This is a genomic window from Streptomyces sp. NPDC006463, assembly GCF_042870715.1.
In the GTDB taxonomy this organism is placed as follows: domain Bacteria; phylum Actinomycetota; class Actinomycetes; order Streptomycetales; family Streptomycetaceae; genus Streptomyces.
In genome coordinates this window covers 157,626-177,689 of the sequence record NZ_JBIAHP010000015.1, presented here as the reverse complement: position 1 = coordinate 177,689, position 20,064 = coordinate 157,626, and the positions used below count along the sequence as shown (strand labels likewise).

At 70.1% G+C, this 20,064-nt stretch carries 17 protein-coding genes and 5 tRNA genes; 12 read left to right on the top strand and 10 right to left on the bottom strand.

Annotated elements, in window-relative coordinates:
* Positions 1–88: 88 nt before the first annotated feature.
* Positions 89–1,450, top strand: coding sequence for a hypothetical protein (locus tag ACFYOB_RS26660; protein WP_388563511.1), 1,362 nt, complete (start codon positions 89–91; stop codon positions 1,448–1,450).
* Between the two features lie 21 nt (positions 1,451–1,471).
* On the opposite strand, the gene ACFYOB_RS26655 is transcribed toward ACFYOB_RS26660, so the two are convergent.
* On the bottom strand, positions 1,472–2,080 hold the full coding sequence (locus tag ACFYOB_RS26655) for a YceI family protein (protein WP_388563509.1): 609 nt from the start codon (positions 2,078–2,080) through the stop codon (positions 1,472–1,474).
* A 247-nt stretch (positions 2,081–2,327) separates the two neighbouring features.
* On the opposite strand from ACFYOB_RS26655, the gene ACFYOB_RS26650 reads away from it, so the two are divergent.
* Both ACFYOB_RS26650 and ACFYOB_RS26645 read left to right on the top strand, forming a co-directional pair.
* Complete coding sequence (locus tag ACFYOB_RS26650; protein WP_388563507.1) at positions 2,328–3,911, top strand: acyl-CoA carboxylase subunit beta; 1,584 nt, start codon at positions 2,328–2,330, stop codon at positions 3,909–3,911.
* A 15-nt stretch (positions 3,912–3,926) separates the two neighbouring features.
* Entirely contained in the window at positions 3,927–4,124 is a 198-nt protein-coding gene (locus ACFYOB_RS26645; protein WP_388563505.1) for an acyl-CoA carboxylase subunit epsilon, read from the top strand.
* Positions 4,125–4,299: 175 nt separating this feature from the next.
* On the opposite strand, the gene ACFYOB_RS26640 is transcribed toward ACFYOB_RS26645, so the two are convergent.
* The 8 genes from ACFYOB_RS26640 to ACFYOB_RS26605 form a co-directional block, all read right to left on the bottom strand.
* Entirely contained in the window at positions 4,300–4,887 is a 588-nt protein-coding gene (locus ACFYOB_RS26640; protein ID WP_073911148.1) for an ATP/GTP-binding protein, read from the bottom strand.
* A complete protein-coding gene (locus tag ACFYOB_RS26635; RefSeq protein ID WP_388563502.1) occupies positions 4,868–5,422 on the bottom strand; it encodes a DUF742 domain-containing protein in 555 nt (184 codons plus the stop codon). The genes ACFYOB_RS26640 and ACFYOB_RS26635 overlap by 20 nt, the downstream gene beginning before the upstream one ends.
* Positions 5,423–5,515: 93 nt before the next feature.
* Positions 5,516–5,929: a roadblock/LC7 domain-containing protein gene (locus tag ACFYOB_RS26630; RefSeq protein WP_030037347.1), complete on the bottom strand. Its 414-nt coding sequence runs from the start codon at positions 5,927–5,929 to the stop codon at positions 5,516–5,518.
* 10 nt (positions 5,930–5,939) lie between these two features.
* Positions 5,940–9,128, bottom strand: coding sequence for a nitrate- and nitrite sensing domain-containing protein (locus tag ACFYOB_RS26625; RefSeq protein ID WP_388563500.1), 3,189 nt, complete (start codon positions 9,126–9,128; stop codon positions 5,940–5,942).
* Between the two features lie 293 nt (positions 9,129–9,421).
* Complete coding sequence (locus ACFYOB_RS26620; protein ID WP_328927838.1) at positions 9,422–10,006, bottom strand: ATP/GTP-binding protein; 585 nt, start codon at positions 10,004–10,006, stop codon at positions 9,422–9,424.
* Positions 9,987–10,379, bottom strand: coding sequence for a DUF742 domain-containing protein (locus tag ACFYOB_RS26615; RefSeq protein ID WP_388563498.1), 393 nt, complete (start codon positions 10,377–10,379; stop codon positions 9,987–9,989). Before ACFYOB_RS26615 ends, ACFYOB_RS26620 begins: the two co-directional genes overlap by 20 nt.
* Before the next feature lie 151 nt (positions 10,380–10,530).
* The gene (locus ACFYOB_RS26610; protein WP_328927840.1) at positions 10,531–10,944 is read right to left on the bottom strand and encodes a roadblock/LC7 domain-containing protein; all 414 of its coding nucleotides are present in this window, start codon (positions 10,942–10,944) and stop codon (positions 10,531–10,533) included.
* A 9-nt stretch (positions 10,945–10,953) separates the two neighbouring features.
* The gene (locus ACFYOB_RS26605; protein ID WP_388563496.1) at positions 10,954–14,562 is read right to left on the bottom strand and encodes a nitrate- and nitrite sensing domain-containing protein; all 3,609 of its coding nucleotides are present in this window, start codon (positions 14,560–14,562) and stop codon (positions 10,954–10,956) included.
* 589 nt (positions 14,563–15,151) lie between these two features.
* On the opposite strand from ACFYOB_RS26605, the gene ACFYOB_RS26600 reads away from it, so the two are divergent.
* The 9 genes from ACFYOB_RS26600 to ACFYOB_RS26560 all read left to right on the top strand — a co-directional run bounded on the left by ACFYOB_RS26600 (position 15,152) and on the right by ACFYOB_RS26560 (position 19,156).
* The gene (locus ACFYOB_RS26600) at positions 15,152–15,322 is read left to right on the top strand and encodes a hypothetical protein (protein WP_388563494.1); all 171 of its coding nucleotides are present in this window, start codon (positions 15,152–15,154) and stop codon (positions 15,320–15,322) included.
* 97 nt (positions 15,323–15,419) lie between these two features.
* Positions 15,420–16,208, top strand: a complete 789-nt coding sequence (locus tag ACFYOB_RS26595) for a fumarylacetoacetate hydrolase family protein (RefSeq protein WP_388563492.1) — start codon at positions 15,420–15,422, stop codon at positions 16,206–16,208.
* Positions 16,201–17,676 (top strand): glutamate--tRNA ligase, encoded by a 1,476-nt coding sequence (gene gltX, locus ACFYOB_RS26590; RefSeq protein ID WP_388563490.1) that lies wholly within the window; start codon positions 16,201–16,203, stop codon positions 17,674–17,676. Before ACFYOB_RS26595 ends, gltX begins: the two co-directional genes overlap by 8 nt.
* 168 nt (positions 17,677–17,844) lie before the next feature.
* Positions 17,845–18,573 (top strand): HAD family hydrolase, encoded by a 729-nt coding sequence (locus tag ACFYOB_RS26585; RefSeq protein WP_388563488.1) that lies wholly within the window; start codon positions 17,845–17,847, stop codon positions 18,571–18,573.
* An 87-nt stretch (positions 18,574–18,660) separates the two neighbouring features.
* Positions 18,661–18,732: transfer RNA gene (locus ACFYOB_RS26580), tRNA-Gln, on the top strand.
* Between the two features lie 27 nt (positions 18,733–18,759).
* Positions 18,760–18,832: transfer RNA gene (locus ACFYOB_RS26575), tRNA-Glu, on the top strand.
* 61 nt (positions 18,833–18,893) lie between these two features.
* Positions 18,894–18,966: transfer RNA gene (locus ACFYOB_RS26570), tRNA-Glu, on the top strand.
* Positions 18,967–18,988: 22 nt separating this feature from the next.
* Positions 18,989–19,060: transfer RNA gene (locus ACFYOB_RS26565), tRNA-Gln, on the top strand.
* Positions 19,061–19,083: 23 nt separating this feature from the next.
* Positions 19,084–19,156: transfer RNA gene (locus ACFYOB_RS26560), tRNA-Glu, on the top strand.
* A 175-nt stretch (positions 19,157–19,331) separates the two neighbouring features.
* On the opposite strand, the gene ndgR is transcribed toward ACFYOB_RS26560, so the two are convergent.
* Positions 19,332–20,048, bottom strand: a complete 717-nt coding sequence (gene ndgR, locus ACFYOB_RS26555) for an IclR family transcriptional regulator NdgR (RefSeq protein WP_007266782.1) — start codon at positions 20,046–20,048, stop codon at positions 19,332–19,334.
* Positions 20,049–20,064: the final 16 nt, after the last annotated feature.

The window sequence follows — 20,064 nt, the reverse complement described above, 5'->3', positions numbered from 1 at the left end:
CTCGGCCCGGCGAGGTCCTCGGCGGCGGGCCGGACGGGCTTATGTCCTGCTCACACAGGAAAGTGCCGGTTCGGGTAGCGTCGTGAACATGAGGACCTGGCTGATATCCGTACGCGTTGGATCGCTGCTGTCCGGTCTGCTGCTGGCCCTGTCGGCGAGCGCCCTGGTGGCTGCGCCGCAGGCATCCGCGGACACCGGAGTCGCCGCCGTGGGGGAGGCCCTCAAGGAGGGCCCGGTCTACGTCGATCCCCGCGCCGAGGCGCAGCTGCCGGCTCCGGCGGCGCAGGCGCTCGCGCAGAAGATCAAGGATGCCGGGAAGCCGGTCTTCGTCGCCGTGCTGCCGGCCACCGCCGAGTTCCCGCCGGACAAGGTGCTCAGCGCCGTCCGTGCAGAGACCGGGATCACCGGCCTCTACGCGATCCGGCTCGGCGACGGCTTCAATGCGGGCGCCGACAGGGCGGTCATGCCGGCCAACGCCGTGCGCAACCTCACCGAGGCCGTGAAGACGGGCACCCCGGTGGACGCGAGCACGCAGCTCGACAACTTCGTGGACCAGGCCCTGAGCCAGGCCAAGGGCCGCGCCCCGGCCTCCTGGGGCGGCGCCGCCGCCGACGACGGCACCCCGGTCGGCGGCCTGATCACCCTCGGCGTGGTGGCCGCGGTCGGCGGCGGCGCGTACGCGCTGGTCCGCCGCAACCGGAAGAAGAAGGAAGAGGCCCGTCGCGAGGCCATCGAGCGGCTCAGCGTGGTCGTCGACGAGGACATCACGGCCTTCGGCGAGGAACTCGACCGCCTCGACTTCCACCCCGGTGAGCCCGGCGCCGACGACGCCATGCGGGCGGACTACGAGCAGGGGCTCGACTCGTACGAGAGGGCCAAGCAGATCATGGCCTCCGTGCAGCGGCCCGAAGAGGTCCAGGGCGTGACCCAGGCGCTGGAGGACGGCCGTTTCGCCCTGGCCTGCCTGGACGCGCGCCGTCAGGGACGGCCGGTACCCGAGCGCCGTTCGCCCTGCTTCTTCGACCCGCGGCACGGGCCGAGCACCGAGGACGCCTCCTGGGCTCCGGCCGGCGGGGCCGCCCGTACGGTGCCGGTCTGCACGGCGGACGCGGTCCGGCTGCGCGACGGCCTGGACCCCGCGGTCCGCACGGTGGACACCGACTACGGCCGGCGTCCGTACTACGACGCGGGCCCGGCGTACGGCCCCTGGGCCGGCGGGTACTTCGGCGGCGGCATCCTGCCCGGCCTGCTCGTGGGCACGATGCTCGGTTCGATGATGTCCAGCCCCGCCTACGCCTCGGACTTCGGCGGCGGGGACTGGGGCGGCGGTTACGACGGCGGGGACGTCTCGGGGGCCGACTTCAACCCGTCCGACTTCGGTGGCGGGGACTGGGGCGGCGGTGGCGGCTTCGACGGAGGCGGCGGCTTCGACGGTGGGGGCGGTTTCTGAGCCGCCCCCGGCGCCCGCCGCTCAGGCCTGCTTGATGGCCGAGATGTCGAAGGTCAGCTTCACCTTGTCGCTGACCATCACGCCGCCGGTCTCCAGCGCCGCGTTCCAGGTAAGACCCCAGTCGGAGCGCAGGATCTCGGCGGAGCCCTCGAAGCCGACGCGCTCGTTGCCGTAGACGTCCGTGGCGGAGCCGGCGAACTCCAGGTCGATGGAGAGCGGCCGCGTGACGTCCTTGATCGTCAGTTCGCCGGTGACGCGGTACGCGTCGCCGCCGAGCTGGGCCGCCTCGGTGGAGCGGAACGTCATCAGCGGGAAGGCCCCGGCGTCGAAGAAGTCCCCGCTGCGCAGGTGGGCGTCGCGGTCGGCGATCCCCGTGCTGATCGAGGCGATCTTGACGTCGATGGCGGCGGTGGAGCGGGACGGGTCGCCGCCGTCCAGGTGCAGCGTGCCCTCGTGCTCGGTGAAGCTGCCGCGGACGTTGGTCACCATGGCGTGGCGGACGGTGAAGCCGATGCTGCTGTGGCCGGCGTCGATGACGTAGTCGCCGGTGAGGGCGGCGAGAGCCGGGTCCACTTCGAGCGTGGCGACGGCGGCGTTGGTGTCCTGGTTGCGGCGGGTGAAGAGACCCATGGCTTCCTCCTCGGTAGTGGCGTTCGTTGAACTTTCAACAAGAACGACGCTAGGCCCATTCCGTTCAAATTTCAACTTCTAGGCGGGGTGTCAGGCAGATTTGTAGGAGAGTCACAAAGGACGATCCCCCCGTCTGGCGGACTACGCGCATCCCCGAACCGTTCTGTGCGGGCCGGACAGCTGATGACACCCGAGACTGTGTGGAATCAACGGAGGTTTTTGACCCCGCGCTTCGTAAGGTCGGTACATGACCGTTGTGGACCAGACCCCGAGCGAGCCGACAGACGCCCGTGGGCGCGTGGCCGAGCTGCACTCCCTGCGCGAGCAGGCGCGGCGCGGCCCCAGTGACCGCGCGACCGAGACCCAGCACGCCAAGGGCAAGCTGACGGCGCGGGAGCGCATCGCGCTGCTCCTCGACGAAGGCTCCTTCAAGGAGGTCGAGCAGCTGCGCCGCCACCGCGCGACGGGCTTCGGCCTGGAGGCCAAGAAGCCCTACACCGACGGTGTCATTACCGGCTGGGGCACGGTCGAGGGCCGCACGGTCTTCGTCTACGCGCACGACTTCCGCATCTTCGGCGGCGCCCTGGGCGAGGCCCACGCCACGAAGATCCACAAGATCATGGACATGGCCATCGCGGCCGGCGCTCCGCTGGTCTCCCTCAACGACGGCGCGGGAGCCCGTATCCAGGAGGGCGTCTCCGCCCTCGCCGGCTACGGCGGCATCTTCCAGCGCAACACCCGGGCCTCGGGCGTCATCCCGCAGATCTCGGTCATGCTGGGCCCGTGCGCCGGCGGCGCCGCGTACTCCCCGGCCCTGACCGACTTCGTGTTCATGGTCCGGGACACCTCGCAGATGTTCATCACCGGCCCGGACGTGGTCCGCGCGGTGACCGGCGAGGAGATCACCCAGAACGGCCTCGGCGGCGCGGACGTGCACGCCGAGACCTCGGGCGTCGCGCACTTCGCGTACGACGACGAGGAGACCTGCATCTCCGAGGTCCGCTACCTCATCTCGATGCTGCCCTCGAACAACCGCGAGAACCCGCCCGTCCACGAGACGAGCGACCCGGCGGACCGCCGCTCCGAGGTCCTGCTGGACCTGGTGCCCGCCGACGGCAACCGCCCGTACGACATGCTCAAGGTCATCGAGGAGCTCGTCGACGAGGGCGACGTCCTGGAGATCCACGAGCGCTGGGCCCGCAACATCATCTGCGCCCTGGCCCGGATGGACGGACAGGTCGTCGGCATCGTCGCCAACCAGCCCGGCCACCTCGCCGGCGTCCTGGACATCGAGGCCTCCGAGAAGGCCGCGCGCTTCGTCCAGATGTGCGACGCCTTCAACATCCCGATCATCACGCTGCTGGACGTCCCCGGCTTCCTGCCGGGCGTCGACCAGGAGCACGGCGGCATCATCCGCCACGGCGCCAAGCTGCTGTACGCGTACTGCAACGCCACCGTCCCGCGGATCTCGCTGATCCTGCGCAAGGCCTACGGCGGCGCGTACATCGTCATGGACTCCCAGTCCATCGGCGCCGACATCACCTACGCCTGGCCCACCAACGAGATCGCCGTCATGGGCGCCGAGGGCGCGGCCAACGTCATCTTCCGCAAGCAGATCGCGGACGCCGAGGACCCCGAGGCCATGCGCGTGCGCATGGTCAAGGAGTACAAGGCCGAGCTGATGCACCCGTACTACGCGGCCGAGCGCGGCCTCGTCGACGACGTCATCGACCCCGCCGAGACCCGCGAGGTCCTCGTCAGCGCCCTCGCGATGCTCCGCAACAAGCACGCCGACCTGCCGTCCCGCAAGCACGGCAACCCGCCGCAGTAAGGAGACAAGCCACCGATGAGCACCGACATGCTGCTGCGCGTCGAGAAGGGCAACGCCGAGCCCGAGGAGCTGGCCGCGATCACCGCGATCCTGCTCGCCCGTGCCGCCGCCGCCCCCGAGGACGCCTCGGTCCCGGCCGGCCGCTCCCAGGCCGGCTGGCGCCGTCTGGAGCGCACCCCGGGCTTCCGCGCCCCGCACAGCTGGCAGGGCTGAGCCCCGAGCCCGACGCAAGGCCCCGCACCCTCAGGGTGCGGGGCCTTGCGCGTACCCGGCTCACGGCTCACGGCTCACGCCTCACCCTCACGGCATTCGGCAGCACCGCACTCCGCACACGGCGAAGGCCCCCGCGTCAGGGACGCGGGGGCCTTACGGCTGTCGGCGGCAGCCGCTACCGCAGGCGGGCCATGAGCGCGTGCTCGACGAGCGTGATGAGCGCGCTCTTGGCGTCCGCGCGGTGGCGGGCGTCGGTGGTGATGATCGGGGCGTCCGGGCCGATCTGCAGGGCCTCGCGGACTTCCTCCGGGGTGTACGGCTGGTGTCCGTCGAAGCCGTTGAGGGCGATGACGAACGGCAGGCCGCTGTTCTCGAAGTAGTCGACGGCGGGGAAGCAGTCGGCGAGCCGGCGCGTGTCCACGAGCACGACGGCGCCGATGGCGCCGCGCACCAGGTCGTCCCACATGAACCAGAAGCGGTCCTGGCCCGGCGTACCGAAGAGGTACAGGATCAGGTCCTGGTCCAGCGTGATGCGGCCGAAGTCCATCGCGACCGTGGTGGTCGTCTTGTCACCGGTGTGGGTGAGGTCGTCGATGCCGGCGGAGGCGCTGGTCATGACGGCTTCGGTGCGCAGGGGGTTGATCTCGGAGACCGCGCCGACGAACGTGGTCTTGCCCACGCCGAAGCCGCCCGCCACCACGATCTTCGCGGAGGTGGTGGAGCGGGCGGGAGCCGCTCCGCCGTTAGAGCTTGCGAAGTCCACTGAGCACCCTTTCGAGCAGTGTCACATCTGGCTGGCCGCCGGCAGACTCGTCGCCGCCGGGCTGGTGAATGGCGACAAGGCCCGCCTCCGCCAGGTCGGCGACGAGGATGCGGGCGACACCAAGAGGAATGGAGAGGAGTGCCGAGATCTCCGCGACGGATTTGATCTCCTGGCACAGACGGCAGATGCGCTGGTGCTCGGGCAACTGCCCTTGCAGCCGCGCGGGATCGGCCGTGGTACTGACCAGCGCCTCGATGGCGAGCTGGTAGCGCGGCCGAGTACGGCCGCCGGTCATCGCGTACGGGCGCACCAGCGGGTTGTGGGCCTTCGGCGCCGGCTGCCGCATGGCGCGGGGAGGCTGCTGCTGCGGAGGCACATGGGGCTGCTGGGGCTGGCCGTACGGCTGCTGCTGGTACGGGTTGTGCTGCTCCGGCATGGGCCGGCTGGGCGTGGAGGGGAAGTTGAAGCGGTTCTGGTCGTGCCCACCCTGCGGCTGCTGCGCGCCGCCATAAGGATGTCCTCCGGGTGTTGTCACGTTTCCTCCTCCGACTCCAAGTACGCAGTACTTCCTGTGGAACCGCGCCACCGCACCCTATGGTGCGATGGCGCGAAACGCACTGCCTGTCTGCTAGTTGAGAAGACTTCCCTGCAGCTCGGCACGCAGGTCCGGGGTGAGGACACTGCCCGCACGATCCACCAGAAGGGCCATCTCGTAGCCGACGAGGCCGATGTCGCACTCGGGGTGCGCGAGCACCGCGAGCGAGGATCCGTCCGAGACGGACATGAGGAAGAGGAATCCCCGGTCCATCTCGACCACGGTCTGGTTGACGGCGCCACCCTCGAAGATGCGGGAGGCACCGGCGGTCAGCGAGGTCAAACCGGAGGCCACGGCCGCCAGCTGATCGGCGCGGTCGCGCGGGAACCCGTCGGACATCGCCAGAAGGAGTCCGTCGGCGGAGACCACCACGGTGTGGGACACCCCAGGGGTGTTGTCCACGAAGTTGGTGATCAACCAGTTCAGGTTCTGTGCCGCCTGGCTCATCGGGCTCACACTAACGCTCCTGGTCATAGCTGTTACTTGACTGCTCAGAACCCGCGTTGCGTCCCTGCTGGACACCACGCCGCAGGTTGCTCAACCTGCCGCGGACGTCCTCCGGTGCGCGGGAGACCTGGGGGCCGCCCTGCGGGGTCGTCTCCGCCGCGCCCTCGACCAGGTTGGCCTTGGGCACCCGCCGAGGGAGACCGGACGGGGTGACCCCGCCCGCCTTCGGCTCACGGAGTTTGGCGGCCTGCTGCCAGCGTTCGTCGTTGCCCGAACGCCAGGCGTTGCTGCCTTCCTTCTCCTCCGGGACCCGCTCCGCTTCAGCGGGCTGCTGCTGACGCGGCGGCCGCTGTTCGAAGAGGGATCCGGTGGACTCCGCTTCCTGCCGTCCCGACTGCCACTGCTGCTGGCTGCCGCGACGCGGCAGGCCCGCTCCGGTCATCGAGTGACCGGTGTCGGCAGCGGCACCCGGACGGTCGAAGCCTACGCGCTCCGCGGTCCGTTCGGGGACGGCGGGGGATTCCGATTCGGTCCCGTAATCCTGCTGGTAGCCAGCCGAATACGTGTTCTGCTCGGGCCACTCCGCCTGCGCCGACTGGGATTCGTAGCCGTTGTCGTAGCCCTGGCCGGTCTGCGAGCCGTCCTCGTAGCCCGCTTCCGGATAGGCGTAGCCCTGCTGCGGGTAGGCCTCGTAGCCCTGCTGGGGCTGCTGGGCCTCGTACGAGGCGTCGTAGCCCTGCTCGGACTGCTGCTCGTAGCCCTGGTACGGCTGGTACCCGTGCTCAGGCTGAGGTTCCGCATACTCCTGCCCGGCCTGCTCGGCGTACTCCTGCTCGTCCTGCGGGTAGGAGACCTGGGCCTTCAGCGCGGCCCGCCGCTCCTCGGCGAGGAGCGAACGTCCGACCGGGTCGAGCTGGCCGTCGCCGCCCTGCTGGTCGTAGCGGGAGTCGTCGAAACCGAGCTCGGCGGCCGTGCGCAGCGGAGCCTGCAGCTGGGCCTTCTGCTCAGGGATGATCGAGGAGACCGTGAAGTCGTCGTCCGGGATGCCCTCGCCACCGCCACCGTGGGTGATGGCGTCGGGGAGCATGACCAGCGAGGTGGTGCCCGCCGCCTCGCCCGAGGGACGCAGCTGCACGCGGATGCTGTGGCGGTCCGCCAGCCGGCCGACCACGAACAGACCCATGCGCTGCGAGATCGCGGCGTCCACGGTCGGCGGGTTGGCGAGCTTGTGGTTGATGTCCGCGAAGTCCTCGGCGGTCAGGCCGATGCCCTTGTCGTGGATCTCGACCATCACGCGGCCGTCCGGCAGACGGGTCGCGTTGACACGGACCTTGGTCTGGGGGGAGGAGAACGTGGTGGCGTTCTCCAGGAGCTCGGCGAGCAGGTGCACGAGGTCGGTCACGGCCTGGCCGTGGATCTCGGCTTCGGAGACACCGGAGAGCTCGATGCGCTCGTACTGCTCCACCTCGGAGGAGGCGGCGCGCAGGACGTCGACGAGGGGCACCGGCTGGTCCCAGCGGCGGCCCGGCTCCTCACCCGCGAGGATGAGGAGGTTCTCGCCGTTACGGCGCATGCGGGTGGCCAGGTGGTCCAGGCGGAAGAGGTTCTCCAGCTGGTCCGGGTCCGCCTCGTTGTTCTCCAGGTCCGTGATGAGGGTCAGCTGGCCCTCGATCAGGGACTGGTTGCGCATCGAGAGGTTGGTGAAGATCGCGTTGACGTTCCCTCGCAGGAGCGCCTGCTCGGCGGCGAGCCGGACCGCTTCCCGGTGGACCTGGTCGAAGGCGCGGGCGACCTCGCCGATCTCGTCCTGGGAGTCGATCGGGATCGGGTGGACGCGGGTGTCCACCTTGCCCGGGTCGGTGCGCGAGAGCTGGTCGACGAGCATCGGCAGGCGCTGCTCGGCGATGTCGAAGGCGGCGGAGCGCAGACGGCGCATCGCGCGGCCCATCTGGCGGGCCATGAGACCGGCCAGGATGAAGGCGGCGAGCAGGGACACGACCACGATGGCGCCGTTGGTGATGGCGTCCGTGCGGGCCTCGTCGGAGACCGCGACGGCGTCCTTGACGGCCTTGTCGAGGAGTTCCTTCTCGATCTCGTCGTAGCCGTCGAACTTCGCGGTGGCGGCGGCCTGCCAGAACTGGGGGTTGGTGCCGTTCTCCGCGAGCTTCTTCTTGTTCTCGCCGCTGGCTATCGCCTCGGTCATGCCGGTCAGTGCCGACTTGTTGACCACGGGCGGGGGCACGAAGCGGACACCGGCCTGTTCGGCCTGGCGCTTGGCCTCGGCGATCTTGGCGGCACCCTCGTCGGACTTCTTGCCCATGACCTCGCGGAGGCGGTTCACGTCCTCCTCGGTGCCCGCGGCGACGTACTCGCCCTGGGCGATCTCTTCGAGGTAGGCGTACGAGGAGAAGGCGACGAGCTGGGCTTTGCGGACGTCCTCGTTGGTGCTCGGGCGGACCAGCAGGTGGGTACCGACGGAGCGCTGCAGCGAGTTGGCCGCCTTGGCCAGCTGGATCGCGTAGACCATGCGGCCGTACGAGGTCACGTTGCCAGTGCCGAGGCCGAGCTCGTTGGCGAACTGCATCAGGTAGTGCTGGACCGCCACGTAGCCCTCTTCGGTCGGGATGGGCCCGAACGAGGAGGGGGGGTTCTTCTTGGGGCTCTCGGCCGCGGCCAGGTAGGCCTTCTCGCGTACTTCCTTCAGCCTGGGTTCTTCCGCGCGGAAGAGGTCCAGACGCCGTTCCATGCCCTGGTTCTTCGGCATGTCCTGGACGACCTGGTCGAACTTCACCTTGGCCGCGTCGGTCGCGCCGCGGGCCTTGGTGACGATCTCGCTGTTGGCGTTGCCGCTCAGCAGCGGCTCGGCCGTGAGGTCACGCTCGTTGAGCAGTGCCTGGCTGTATTCCGAGGCCGCCTGGACGACCCTGGCTATCTGCTCGGCGTCCTGGGCCTCGTTCCAGGTGTCGACGGAGCCCTTCACCTGGAAACCGCCCATGACCAGCCCGACGAGGGCGGGCACGAGCAGGATGGCGTTCAGACGGGTCGGCACACGCCAGTTGCGGGGCGAGAACCTGCTGGTGCTCCCGCTGCTCGGGGGCGGCTCCACGGGCACGTCGACGGACGACGCGGCCGCTCGCGGCGGCGGGGTGAAGTTGCCGCGCGCGGGTTCATCCGCGGGGCTTGCGATGCTTCGCCTCACTCGACCAACAACCTCTCGGCGGTGCTACTAGCTAGTTCGTTGAATTCCAGCACGGTTAACGGCCGTGTTCCAAACAGTTGAATTCGGCCACTGCTAGAACCTTATGCCCCGCATAAATCGGACATAAAGAGCTTCCTGCGGCAAAAATGGGGGGAGTTGTACGCGTAGCGGTACCAACTGAACGCGGCCTGTGGCCAACCTGCCCGAATTCACTGTCGAAACGTTATGAACGAGAGAGGCGGGCCGTGTCCCATGACACAGCCCGCCCCTCACACGCGGCAGTTGGAAGCGTGCTACTTGAGCCGCGCCATGAGCGCGTGCTCGACGAGCGTGATGAGCGCGCTCTTGGCGTCCGCGCGGTGGCGGGCGTCGGTGGTGATGATGGGGGCGCCGGGGCCGATCTGCAGGGCCTCGCGGACTTCCTCAGGGGTGTACGGCTGGTGTCCCTCGAAGCCGTTGAGCGCCACGACGAACGGCAGGCCGCTGTTCTCGAAGTAGTCGACGGCGGGGAAGCAGTCGGCGAGCCGGCGGGTGTCCACGAGCACGATCGCCCCGATGGCACCACGGACCAGGTCGTCCCACATGAACCAGAAGCGGTCCTGGCCCGGCGTACCGAAGAGGTACAGGATCAGGTCCTGGTCCAGCGTGATGCGGCCGAAGTCCATCGCGACGGTCGTGGTCGTCTTGTCACCGGTGTGCGTGAGGTCGTCGATCCCCGCGCTCGCGGAGGTCATGACCGCTTCGGTACGCAGCGGGTTGATCTCGGACACGGCTCCGACGAACGTGGTCTTGCCCACGCCGAAGCCGCCCGCCACCACGATCTTGGCGGAGGTGGTGGAGCGGGGAGCCGCTCCACCGCTAGATGTTCCGAAGGCCACTGAGCACCCTTTCGAGCAGCGTTACATCGGGCGTGCCGCCGGCCTCTCCATTGCCCGGCTGGTGGATGGCCACCATTCCGGCCTCCGCCAGGTCGGCCACGAGGATCCGGGCGACACCGAGCGGCATCGACAGCAGCGCGGAGACCTCCGCGACCGACTTGACCTCGCGGCACAGGGTGCAGATGCGCTGGTGCTCCGGAAGCAGGCCGGACATGTGCATCGGATCGGCCGTGGTGCTGACCAGGGCTTCTATGGCGAGCTGGTAGCGGGGCCGGGTCCGGCCACCGGTCATCGCGTAGGGACGCACCAGCGGCTGATCGCCTTCCGAGTACGAATCTCCGTACGAATCGGGGTAGGCGGGGGGCGGGGTCATTGATCCTCCGGGCTGGACAGCAGTGGTCAGCGTGCCGTCTGACGGGGCGGCCGGTGGGGGGACGGTATGACGGCCTGTCGGTGGTACTGGGTTCCGGGGCCTCGGCCCCGGTCCCCCGGCCGGCAGTACCGTCCGGCCGGGAGTGGGTAGGTCAGCTGAGCAGGCTGCCCTGCAGTTCCGCGCGCAGGTCCGGAGTGAGGACGCTGCCAGCACGGTCCACAAGGAGGGCCATCTCGTAGCCGACGAGGCCGATGTCGCACTCGGGGTGCGCCAGTACGGCCAGGGACGACCCGTCGGAGACCGACATGAGGAAGAGGAATCCCCGGTCCATCTCGACCACGGTCTGGTTGACGGCGCCGCCCTCGAAGATGCGGGAGGCACCGGCGGTCAGCGAGGTCAGACCGGAGGCCACGGCCGCCAGCTGATCGGCGCGGTCGCGGGGGAATCCGTCGGACATCGCCAGAAGGAGTCCGTCGGCGGAGACCACCACGGTGTGGGACACCCCAGGGGTGTTGTCCACGAAGTTGGTGATCAACCAGTTCAGGTTCTGTGCCGCCTGGCTCATCGAACTCAACTATCGCTCCTGCTGGTAAGTGGGGTCGATGTGGTAACTGCCGGTCGCCGGACCACTGTTGCCGGCCTGACGGCCCTGCTGGATACCGCGTCGGAGGTTGGTCAGACGGCCGCGGACGTCGTCCGGCGCCCGCGAGACCTGCGGACCGGCCTGCGCCTCGGCCTGCTGCTGCGCCGTGCCGGCCACGAGGTTCGCCCGCGGGACCCGGCGGGGCAGCCCCGACGTCGTGATGCCGCCGGCGGCGGGCTGGCGCACGCGCTCGGCCTGCCGCATCAGCTCGTCGTTCGGAGACGACTTCCAGCTGACGGTCGGCATGGCGCCGGTCGCCGCGGCGGCGGGGTCGGGAGCCGAGTGCTCCTGGCCGCGCTGCGGCAGCTGGGCCTGCGGAGCCGGGGCCGCCGGAGCGGACTGCTGCGGCTGCTGAGGTACGGCCGGTGCCTGCGCCGGGGGCTGCTGCCCCTCCTCGCGGAACCAGTTCGACTCCAGCGTGTCGAAGATCGGGCTGCGGGCGTCGCCGGAGCTCTGCGCCGGCGGCAGCGCCTCGGGCCGGGGGGCCTGCGGCAGGCCGGGAGCCTCCTGGCGCCGGGGCGGTACGGGTGCGTACTCGCCGCCCTGCTGCGGAGCCTGCGGCTGCTGGTACTGCGCCTGCGGCTGCTGCGGAGCCTGGGGCTGACGGGCGAAGCCGCCGACACCGGGGCCGCCGGGCCGCTGGGGCTGGTAGCCGGCCGGGCGCTCGAACTGCCCGGTGGAGGACGGGTCCAGGGGGCCCCGTACGTCCGGACGCTCGAACTGCCCGGTGGTGCTGCCCAGGCCGTCGGCCTGGGGCATCGGGGCGTTGAAGTCCGGGCGGGCGAACTCGGCGGTCGAGCCGGGGCCCGAGAGCTCGTCGTGGCCGCGGGCCTGGTCGGCGCCCCAGCTGGTGGTCTGCGGACCGGGGAGCTCGGCGCGGGCGCCACCGCGCGGCGGCAGCTGCGGCCGCGCGCCGCGGGAAGCCGGAGCCGCGGGGGCGGCCGGCTGCTGCTGGGGCCGCTGCTGCGGAGCCTGCTGGGACTGCTGGGGCTGCTGGGGACGCTCGAAGCCGTTGCCCTGCGGGAAGCCGCCCTGTCCGGAAGCGGTCGGAGCGGACGCCGGACGGGCCTGCGGACCGCGGCCCGCCAGCGGAGCGCCGGAGCCGAAGCCGCCCTGGCCCGGACCCGAGGTCGTCGGACCCGTCTGCGGCCGGGCACCGGGAGCACCCGGGCCGCCCTGCTGGCGCTGCTGGCCGAGGCCGCCGTCGCGGCCCGGCAGGGCGGCACGCTGGCCGCCACCGGAGACCTGCCCGCGCTGCGGAGCCGCGCCCACGGGCGGACGTGCGCCCGCACCGGGACCGGAAGCCTGCCCGCCGGGGCCGCCCTGAGCACCGCCCTGACCGCCCTGGCCCGCCATCGGAGCCGGCTTCTTGCCGCCCTGGGCGACATCGACCGGCAGCATGACGAGGGCCGTGGTGCCGCCCGAGTCGGAGGGACGCAGCTGGATGCGGATGCCGTGTCGCAGGGACAGACGGCCGACCACGAACAGGCCCATGCGGCGGGAGACGGAGACGTCCACGGTCGGCGGCGACGCGAGCCGCTCGTTGATCGCGGCGAGGTCCTCGGGGGAGAGGCCGATACCGGTGTCGTGGATCTCGACGAGCACACGGCCGTCGGGCAGCGCGTGACCGGTGACCTTGACCTTGGTCTGCGGAGAGGAGAACGAGGTGGCGTTCTCCAGCAGCTCGGCGAGGAGGTGCACGAGGTCGTTGACGACGCGGCCGGCGACATCGGTGCCGGGCACCGACGCCAGCTCGATGCGCTCGTACTGCTCCACCTCGGACGCGGCGGCACGGAGCACGTCGACGAGCGGGACGGGGCGGGTCCACCGGCGGCCCGGCTCCTCGCCCGCGAGGACGAGGAGGTTTTCGCCGTTACGGCGCATGCGGGTCGCGAGGTGGTCGAGACGGAAGAGGGAGGACAGCTGGTCCGGGTCGGCCTCGCGCGACTCCAGCTCGGAGATGAGCGAGAGCTGACGCTGGATGAGGCCCTGCGAGCGGCGCGAGAGGTTGGTGAACATCGCGTTGACGTTGCCCCGGAGGAGGGCCTGCTCGGCGGCGAGGCGGACGGCCTCGCGGTGCACGTCGTCGAAGGCCGCGGCCACCTGGCCGATCTCGTCGCGGGTGTGCAGGCCGACGGACTCCACGGACGTGTCCACGTCCTGCGGGTCGGACTCGGACAGCTGCTTGACCAGCTCGGGGAGGCGGTCCTGGGCGACCCGCGTGGCGGTGTCCTGCAGGCGGCGCAGCGAGCGGATCATCGAGCGGGCCATGACGAAGGCGCCGACGAGGGAGACACCGAGGACGAGGAGGATCAGCGCACCGTTGATGATGGCGTCCTGCTGCGACTCGTTCTTGAGCTCGCGGGCCTTCTGCTCCATGTCCTCGAGCAGGGTCAGCTCGATGACCTTCATCGCCTGGAGCTTGGTGTCGTCGGCGTCGTACCAGTCCATCCAGGACCGGTTCTTCTCCTTGAGGAACTGGTCCTTGGTGCTCAGGACGCGGCGCGCGTAGTGGTCGGCGGTGCCGATCTCCGTGTTGCCGTCGCCGAGAGACGCGAGGAGCTCCTCGGACTTGCCCTGGTAGACGAGTTCGAAGGTCTTCTTCGACTGCTGCTCGCCCTTGAGCGCGGAGAGCGCGTAAAGGCGGTCGTTCTCCTTCAGCTCGCCCTGCTTCTCGGCGCTGTCGGGGAGCGAGGCGGCGATGATCGCGCGCTGGACGGAGGCGTACTCCTTGGCGGCGGAGAAGGCCGCCAGGGCGCGCGTGCGCTTGATCATCTCCGGGCTGGAGGTGGCCTGCGCCATGTCCTGGGAGAGCGACAGCAGCGAGACGATCAGGCTGTTGTACTCGGTGACCGTCTGCTGGGCGCCGTTCGCGTACGCCTTGCTGCGGATGTCCTCGATGAGGGTGAGCTGGCGGCCGATCTGCAGGATGTTGTTGCGGATCGACTTGAGCGTCTCGTCCTTGTCCTCCGTGCTGTCGACCTTGTCGGTCGCGGCGGTGAAGGCCTTGGCGGCGGCGTCGGTGGTGTCACGGACGTTCGTGACGGTGCTGTTGGTCTTGCCCGCACCCGGCACCGACAGAGGACCCGCGGACTTGTCGCGCTCCTCCTGGAGCGCGGCGGCGAGGTTGGTCGCCTGCCGGGTCATCGTCGTGAGCAGCTGCATGTGCTCCAGCTGCGCGATGTCGTTGAGCGAGTCGTTGATACGGACGCCACCCAGCGTGGTGGCGGCGACGACCGGCAGGGTCAGCAGCGACACCAGTCGCGTGCTGATGCGCCAGTTCTGCATGTGGAGGCGGGAACCGGGCCCACTGGGGGCCTTCGGTATCGCCACGTCCTGCTCGACCGACCCGGCCTTGGCCTTGGTCTTGGCGGACTTCCCTCGGCCCTTCGCCTTCACCGCGGCGGAGGAGTCGGGGCCTGCGCCTTCGACAGCCGGCCCGCGGTTCTGGGCGTGCTGGGGCGAGGAGCCACGGTCGGTCCCGCCGCGCGGCTCCTGCTCCGCCGCAGCGCTGCCATCCCTCTTGAATCGTCCCTGCACTAGCGTCGCAACCTCTGGACCAGGCGTCCCGCCGGGCGACCGGTGGGACGGTGTCGAGTCGTGGGGCACTAACGGCCCCATGGTGGTCGTCGGTGACCGGCGCGTTTCCCTCTCTTTGCCACCGCGCTCGGCGCTGTCTCGCGCCACCTGCGCGCCGGCTGATTCCCGCGGCGGTCCCGCGAATTCCAGCACAGTGGAGGATCTCCAACAAGGTGCGAGCATCGGCCCGGAGAGTCGGTGACGGCCAGTGATCGACGGGCTACACCATGTGGGGCTGCTTTCGGGGTAAACCGGACTTACACCATGCAAACACCGTGCCTGGCAAGGTGTCCCAGTCGAGATGATCAGCAGCGGAATGACGCATTCAGTGGTGCAATGTCCGTTTCGTGGGGTCCGGTTGACTGTCCATAATGCCGGTAATGTCAGGTCACAGGTGAGCAAACTCACATGGCCGTGGCCATTACTTCCCGGTTCGGCAGGGGATTCAGATGTTTAGCCTTGCCCCTTAAAGGGTTGGCGGATGCGCCGACCGACACACCGAGCGAGCCGAGGGCCCGAAACTCCGATGAATTCGACGACGACGCGGCCGATGTTCCGCATAGCCAACCCCCGCCGCACCACCCTCGCGCACCTCAAGGACGCCGAGGACCTGCAGGCGGCCCCGGCCACCCCGGAGCACGCAGTCGAGCTGCCGACGCAGACCGCCAACCCGCGGCGCACGATCCTGATGGACGCGCCCGTGGCGGCCGCCGCGCAGTAGCCACGGCCCCGAAGAGATCGAAGCGCCCCTGCCCGCCGCGTTAGCCTGGAGCCGCAGACTCCAGCCAGCGGAAATACAAGAGGGGCAGACGCAACACGTGCGCATCGCCAGGTTCTCGATCGACGGCAACGTCGCCTTCGGCGCGGTCGAGGGCAACGCCGCCCCCGGCGCCGAAGGGGAGCTCGTCCTCGACATCATCAAGGGCATCCCGTTCGCGGACTTCGAGCTCTCCGGTACGAAGATCCCGCTCAGCAAGGTGCGCCTGCTGCCGCCCGTGCTCCCGAACAAGGTCGTGGCCATCGGCCGCAACTACGCGGAGCACGCGGCGGAGCTGGGCAACGAGGTCCCGGACGCGCCGATCACCTTCTTCAAGCCCTCCACCTCCGTGGTCGGCCCGGGCGACCCGATCACGTACCCCTCCTTCTCCCAGGACCTCCACCACGAGGCGGAGCTCGCCGTGGTCATCGGCCGCATGTGCCGAGAGGTCCCGAAGGAGCGCGTCAAGGACGTGATCCTCGGCTACACCTGCGCCAACGACGTCACCGCGCGCGATGTCCAGCAGCGCGAGAAGCAGTGGGCCCGCGCCAAGGGCTTCGACAGCTCCTGCCCCCTCGGCCCCTGGATCGAGACCGACCTGGACCCGAGCGACCTGACCATCCAGTGCACCGTCAACGGCGAACAGCGCCAGCTCGGCCGCACCAGCGACATGGTCCGCTCCATCGAGGACCTGGTCGTGCACATCACCGAGGCCATGACGCTGCTCCCCGGCGACGTCATCCTCACGGGGACCCCGGCCGGAGTCGGCCCCCTCAACGTCGGCGACGAGGTCGCCGTCACCATCGAAGGCATCGGCACTCTCACCAACAAGGTGATCAAGCGTGGTTAACGGACCCGTCCGCGTACGTTTCTGTCCCTCCCCGACCGGCAACCCCCACGTGGGCCTGGTCCGCACCGCCCTCTTCAACTGGGCGTTCGCGCGCCACCACGGCGGTACGTTCGTCTTCCGCATCGAGGACACCGACGCGGCCCGCGACTCCGAGGAGTCGTACGAGCAGCTGCTCGACTCGATGCGCTGGCTCGGCTTCACCTGGGACGAGGGTCCCGAGGTGGGCGGCCCGCACGCCCCGTACCGCCAGTCCGAGCGCATGGACATCTACAAGGACGTCGCGCGGCGGCTGCTCGACGGCGGCTGGGCGTACCACTGCTACTGCACCACCGAGGAGCTCGACGCGCGCCGCGCCGCCGCCCGCGCCGCCGGCAAGCCCTCCGGCTACGACGGCCACTGCCGCGAGCTGACCACCGTGCAGCTGGAGGCGTACCAGGGCGAGCACCGCTCCTCGATCGTCCGCTTCCGGATGCCCGACGAGCCGATCACCTTCACCGACCTGGTCCGCGGCGAGCTGACCTTCACCCCGGAGAACGTGCCGGACTTCGGCATCCTGCGGGCCAACGGCGCCCCGCTGTACACGCTCGTCAACCCGGTCGACGACGCGCTGATGGAGATCACGCACGTGCTCCGCGGCGAGGACCTGCTGTCCTCCACCCCGCGCCAGATCGCGCTGTACAAGGCGCTGATCGAGCTGGGCGTCGCCAAGACCACCCCCGCCTTCGGCCACCTGCCGTACGTGATGGGGGAGGGCAACAAGAAGCTCTCCAAGCGCGACCCCGAGGCCTCCCTCAACCTGTACCGCGACCGCGGCTTCCTCCCCGAGGGCCTGCTGAACTACCTCTCGCTCCTCGGCTGGTCCTTCTCCAAGGACCAGGACGTCTTCTCGATCGAGGAGATGGTGGCGAAGTTCGACATCGACGGCGTCAACGCCAACCCGGCGCGCTTCGACCTCAAGAAGGCCGAGGCGATCAACGCGGACCACATCCGCCTGCTCGACCCGAAGGCCTTCGCGGACGCCTGCGCCCCGTGGCTGCGGGCCCCGCACGCCAACTGGGCGCCCGAGGACTTCGACGCCGCGGCCTGGGAGCGCATCGCCCCGTACGCCCAGACCCGTGTGACCGTCCTGTCGGACATCACGGCCAACGTCGACTTCCTGTTCCTGAAGGAGCCGGTCTTCGACCAGCCCTCGTGGGACAAGGCGATGAAGGGCGAGCCCGCGGCCCTGCTGACCACGGCGCGCGAGAACCTCCAGGCCGCCGACTGGTCGGACCCCGAGTCCCTCAAGCAGGCCGTCCTGACCGCCGGCGAGGCCCACGGCCTCAAGCTGGGCAAGGCCCAGGCCCCTGTCCGCGTGGCCGTCACCGGCCGCACGGTGGGCCTGCCGCTCTTCGAGTCCCTGGAGATCCTGGGCAAGGAGCGGTCCCTGGCCCGCATCGACGCGGCCCTGGCCAAGCTCGCCGCGTAGTTCTTCCCGTACGTCCCGCAGGGGGCGGCAGCCGGACCACCGGCCGCCGCCCCCTGCGGCGTTCTCCGTGCCGCTCTCCGTGCCGGTCCGGGACCTTCCGGGGGCCGGATCCGATCTTTCTTTCCCGTCCCGCCCACGGCGGACGGGCGTCCGGCGTAGGCTCGCCCCATGCCGATCCGCGCCGTGCTGTGGGACATCGACGACACCCTCTTCGACTACACGGGGGCCGACGCCGCCGGGCTCGCGCGGCAGCTGGAGACCGACGGGATCGCGGAGCGGTACGGGACCGCCGCGCAGGCGCTGGCGCTGTGGCGGCAGATCACCGACCGGCACTGGGCGCGCTTCGCGGCCGGCGAGGGCACCTTCCAGGGGCAGCGCCGGGAGCGGGTGCGGGAGTTCCTCGGGGAGCCCGGGATGACGGCCGACGAGGCGGACGCCTGGTTCGACCGGTACATCGAGCACTACAAGACCTACTGGACCGTCTTCCCCGACGTGGTGCCCGCGCTGGACGCCCTCGCCGCCGGCTACCGGCACGGGGTGCTCTCCAACTCCTCCGAGGCCAACCAGGACCCCAAGCTGCGTGACCTCGGCCTGCGCGACCGCTTCGAAGTGCTGGTCTGTGCCGTCGAGCTCGGCGTCAGCAAGCCCGACGCGGGGGCCTTCCTGGCCGCCTGCGAGGCGATGGCGCTGGCCCCGGACGAGGTCGCGTACGTGGGGGACCAGCCGGAGATCGATGCGCGCGGGGCGCGGGACGCCGGGCTGCTGGCGATCTGGCTCGACCGCGACGGCGACCGCGGGGACGGTCCCGACGGCGTACACCGCATCGCCGGTCTTGAGGGGCTACCGGAGCTGCTGGCAGGGGATACCCGTTTTGGAGCACGGTCAGGCATCCGGTAATGTTCTTTCTGCGCCGCCGGAGCGGGCCGAAAGGCCGGACGGAGGCGCCACCAAAGAAGGAAAACCCCGCAGGGGGTTGACTTTTGGTGGGGTATAGTGTAATTGGCAACACGAGGGTTTCTGGTTCCCTTATTCTAGGTTCGAGTCCTGGTACCCCAGCGCAGTGCAGCAGTAACGCAGTGCTTTGCCCCCGTTGTGTAGCGGCCTAGCACGCCGCCCTCTCAAGGCGGTAGCGCCGGTTCGAATCCGGTCGGGGGTACAGATCCTTCCCGCGAGATCTCCAGGGTCGCACCCGGACGTCTTGATGCAGGATCGCTAGGGCCCCCGTTGTGTAGCGGCCTAGCACGCCGCCCTCTCAAGGCGGTAGCGCCGGTTCGAATCCGGTCGGGGGTACTGGGTCTGGTCTAGACCACTTTGGGCTATAGTGTAATTGGCAACACGAGGGTTTCTGGTTCCCTTATTCTAGGTTCGAGTCCTGGTAGCCCAGCGCAGTAACAGCAGCACCAGCTAGCCCCCGTTGTGTAGCGGCCTAGCACGCCGCCCTCTCAAGGCGGTAGCGCCGGTTCGAATCCGGTCGGGGGTACGCATCGAAGAGGCCCTCCGCGTTCATCGCGGAGGGCCTCTTCGCCGTTCGCCGGCACCGTTCGCCGACGTGGGCCCCGAGGTGACGTAAGTACGGGCCCGGAGGCGCGTGTTCGGACGTGTGCGGCGTCGTACGCGCCCCCGGGCCCGGGGGTGAACAAGAAGGTCGGGTCAGGTCAGCCGGAGCGGCGCAGCGCCTCGGTGAGGCGGGCGGCCGCGTCGATGACGGCCTGGGCGTGCATCCGGCCGGGGTGGCGGGTCAGGCGCTCGATCGGCCCGGAGACCGACACCGAGGCCACCACACGGTTCGACGGCCCGCGCACCGGCGCCGAGACGGAGGCCACACCGGGCTCCCGCTCGCCGATCGACTGCGCCCAGCCGCGGCGCCGTACGCCCGAGAGCGCCGTCGCCGTGAAGCGCGCGCCCTGCAAGCCGCGGTGGAGCCGCTCGGGCTCCTCCCAGGCCATCAGGATCTGCGCGGCCGAGCCCGCCTTCATGGGCAGGGTCGAGCCCACCGGGACGGTGTCCCGCAGGCCTGAGAGCCGCTCCGCGGCCGCCACGCAGATGCGCATGTCTCCCTGACGGCGGTAGAGCTGCGCGCTCTCGCCCGTCACGTCGCGGAGGTGGGTGAGCACCGGTCCGGCCGTGGCCAGCAGGCGGTCCTCGCCGGCCGCGGCGGCGAGCTCCGCCAGCCGCGGACCGAGGATGAACCGGCCCTGCATGTCCCTCGCCACCATCCGGTGGTGTTCCAGTGCCACGGCAAGGCGATGTGCCGTGGGTCGTGCGAGCCCTGTCGCCGCGACCAGCCCGGCGAGGGTGGCCGGACCGGACTCCAGTGCGCTCAGTACCAGAGCTGCCTTGTCGAGAACGCCGACGCCGCTAGAGTTGTCCATGAAACGATATTCACGT

Bases quoted from the DNA above. Each gene is read 5' to 3' on its own strand.
- ndgR (WP_007266782.1), bottom strand. From the start codon at position 20,048: ATGGACAACTCTAGCGGCGTCGGCGTTCTCGACAAGGCAGCTCTGGTA.
- ACFYOB_RS26585 (WP_388563488.1), top strand. From the start codon at position 17,845: ATGCCGATCCGCGCCGTGCTGTGGGACATCGACGACACCCTCTTCGAC.
- ACFYOB_RS26650 (WP_388563507.1), top strand. From the start codon at position 2,328: ATGACCGTTGTGGACCAGACCCCGAGCGAGCCGACAGACGCCCGTGGG.
- ACFYOB_RS26655 (WP_388563509.1), bottom strand. From the start codon at position 2,080: ATGGGTCTCTTCACCCGCCGCAACCAGGACACCAACGCCGCCGTCGCC.
- ACFYOB_RS26630 (WP_030037347.1), bottom strand. From the start codon at position 5,929: ATGAGCCAGGCGGCACAGAACCTGAACTGGTTGATCACCAACTTCGTG.
- ACFYOB_RS26645 (WP_388563505.1), top strand. From the start codon at position 3,927: ATGAGCACCGACATGCTGCTGCGCGTCGAGAAGGGCAACGCCGAGCCC.
- ACFYOB_RS26660 (WP_388563511.1), top strand. From the start codon at position 89: ATGAGGACCTGGCTGATATCCGTACGCGTTGGATCGCTGCTGTCCGGT.
- ACFYOB_RS26610 (WP_328927840.1), bottom strand. From the start codon at position 10,944: ATGAGCCAGGCGGCACAGAACCTGAACTGGTTGATCACCAACTTCGTG.
- ACFYOB_RS26600 (WP_388563494.1), top strand. From the start codon at position 15,152: ATGTTCCGCATAGCCAACCCCCGCCGCACCACCCTCGCGCACCTCAAG.
- ACFYOB_RS26615 (WP_388563498.1), bottom strand. From the start codon at position 10,379: ATGACCCCGCCCCCCGCCTACCCCGATTCGTACGGAGATTCGTACTCG.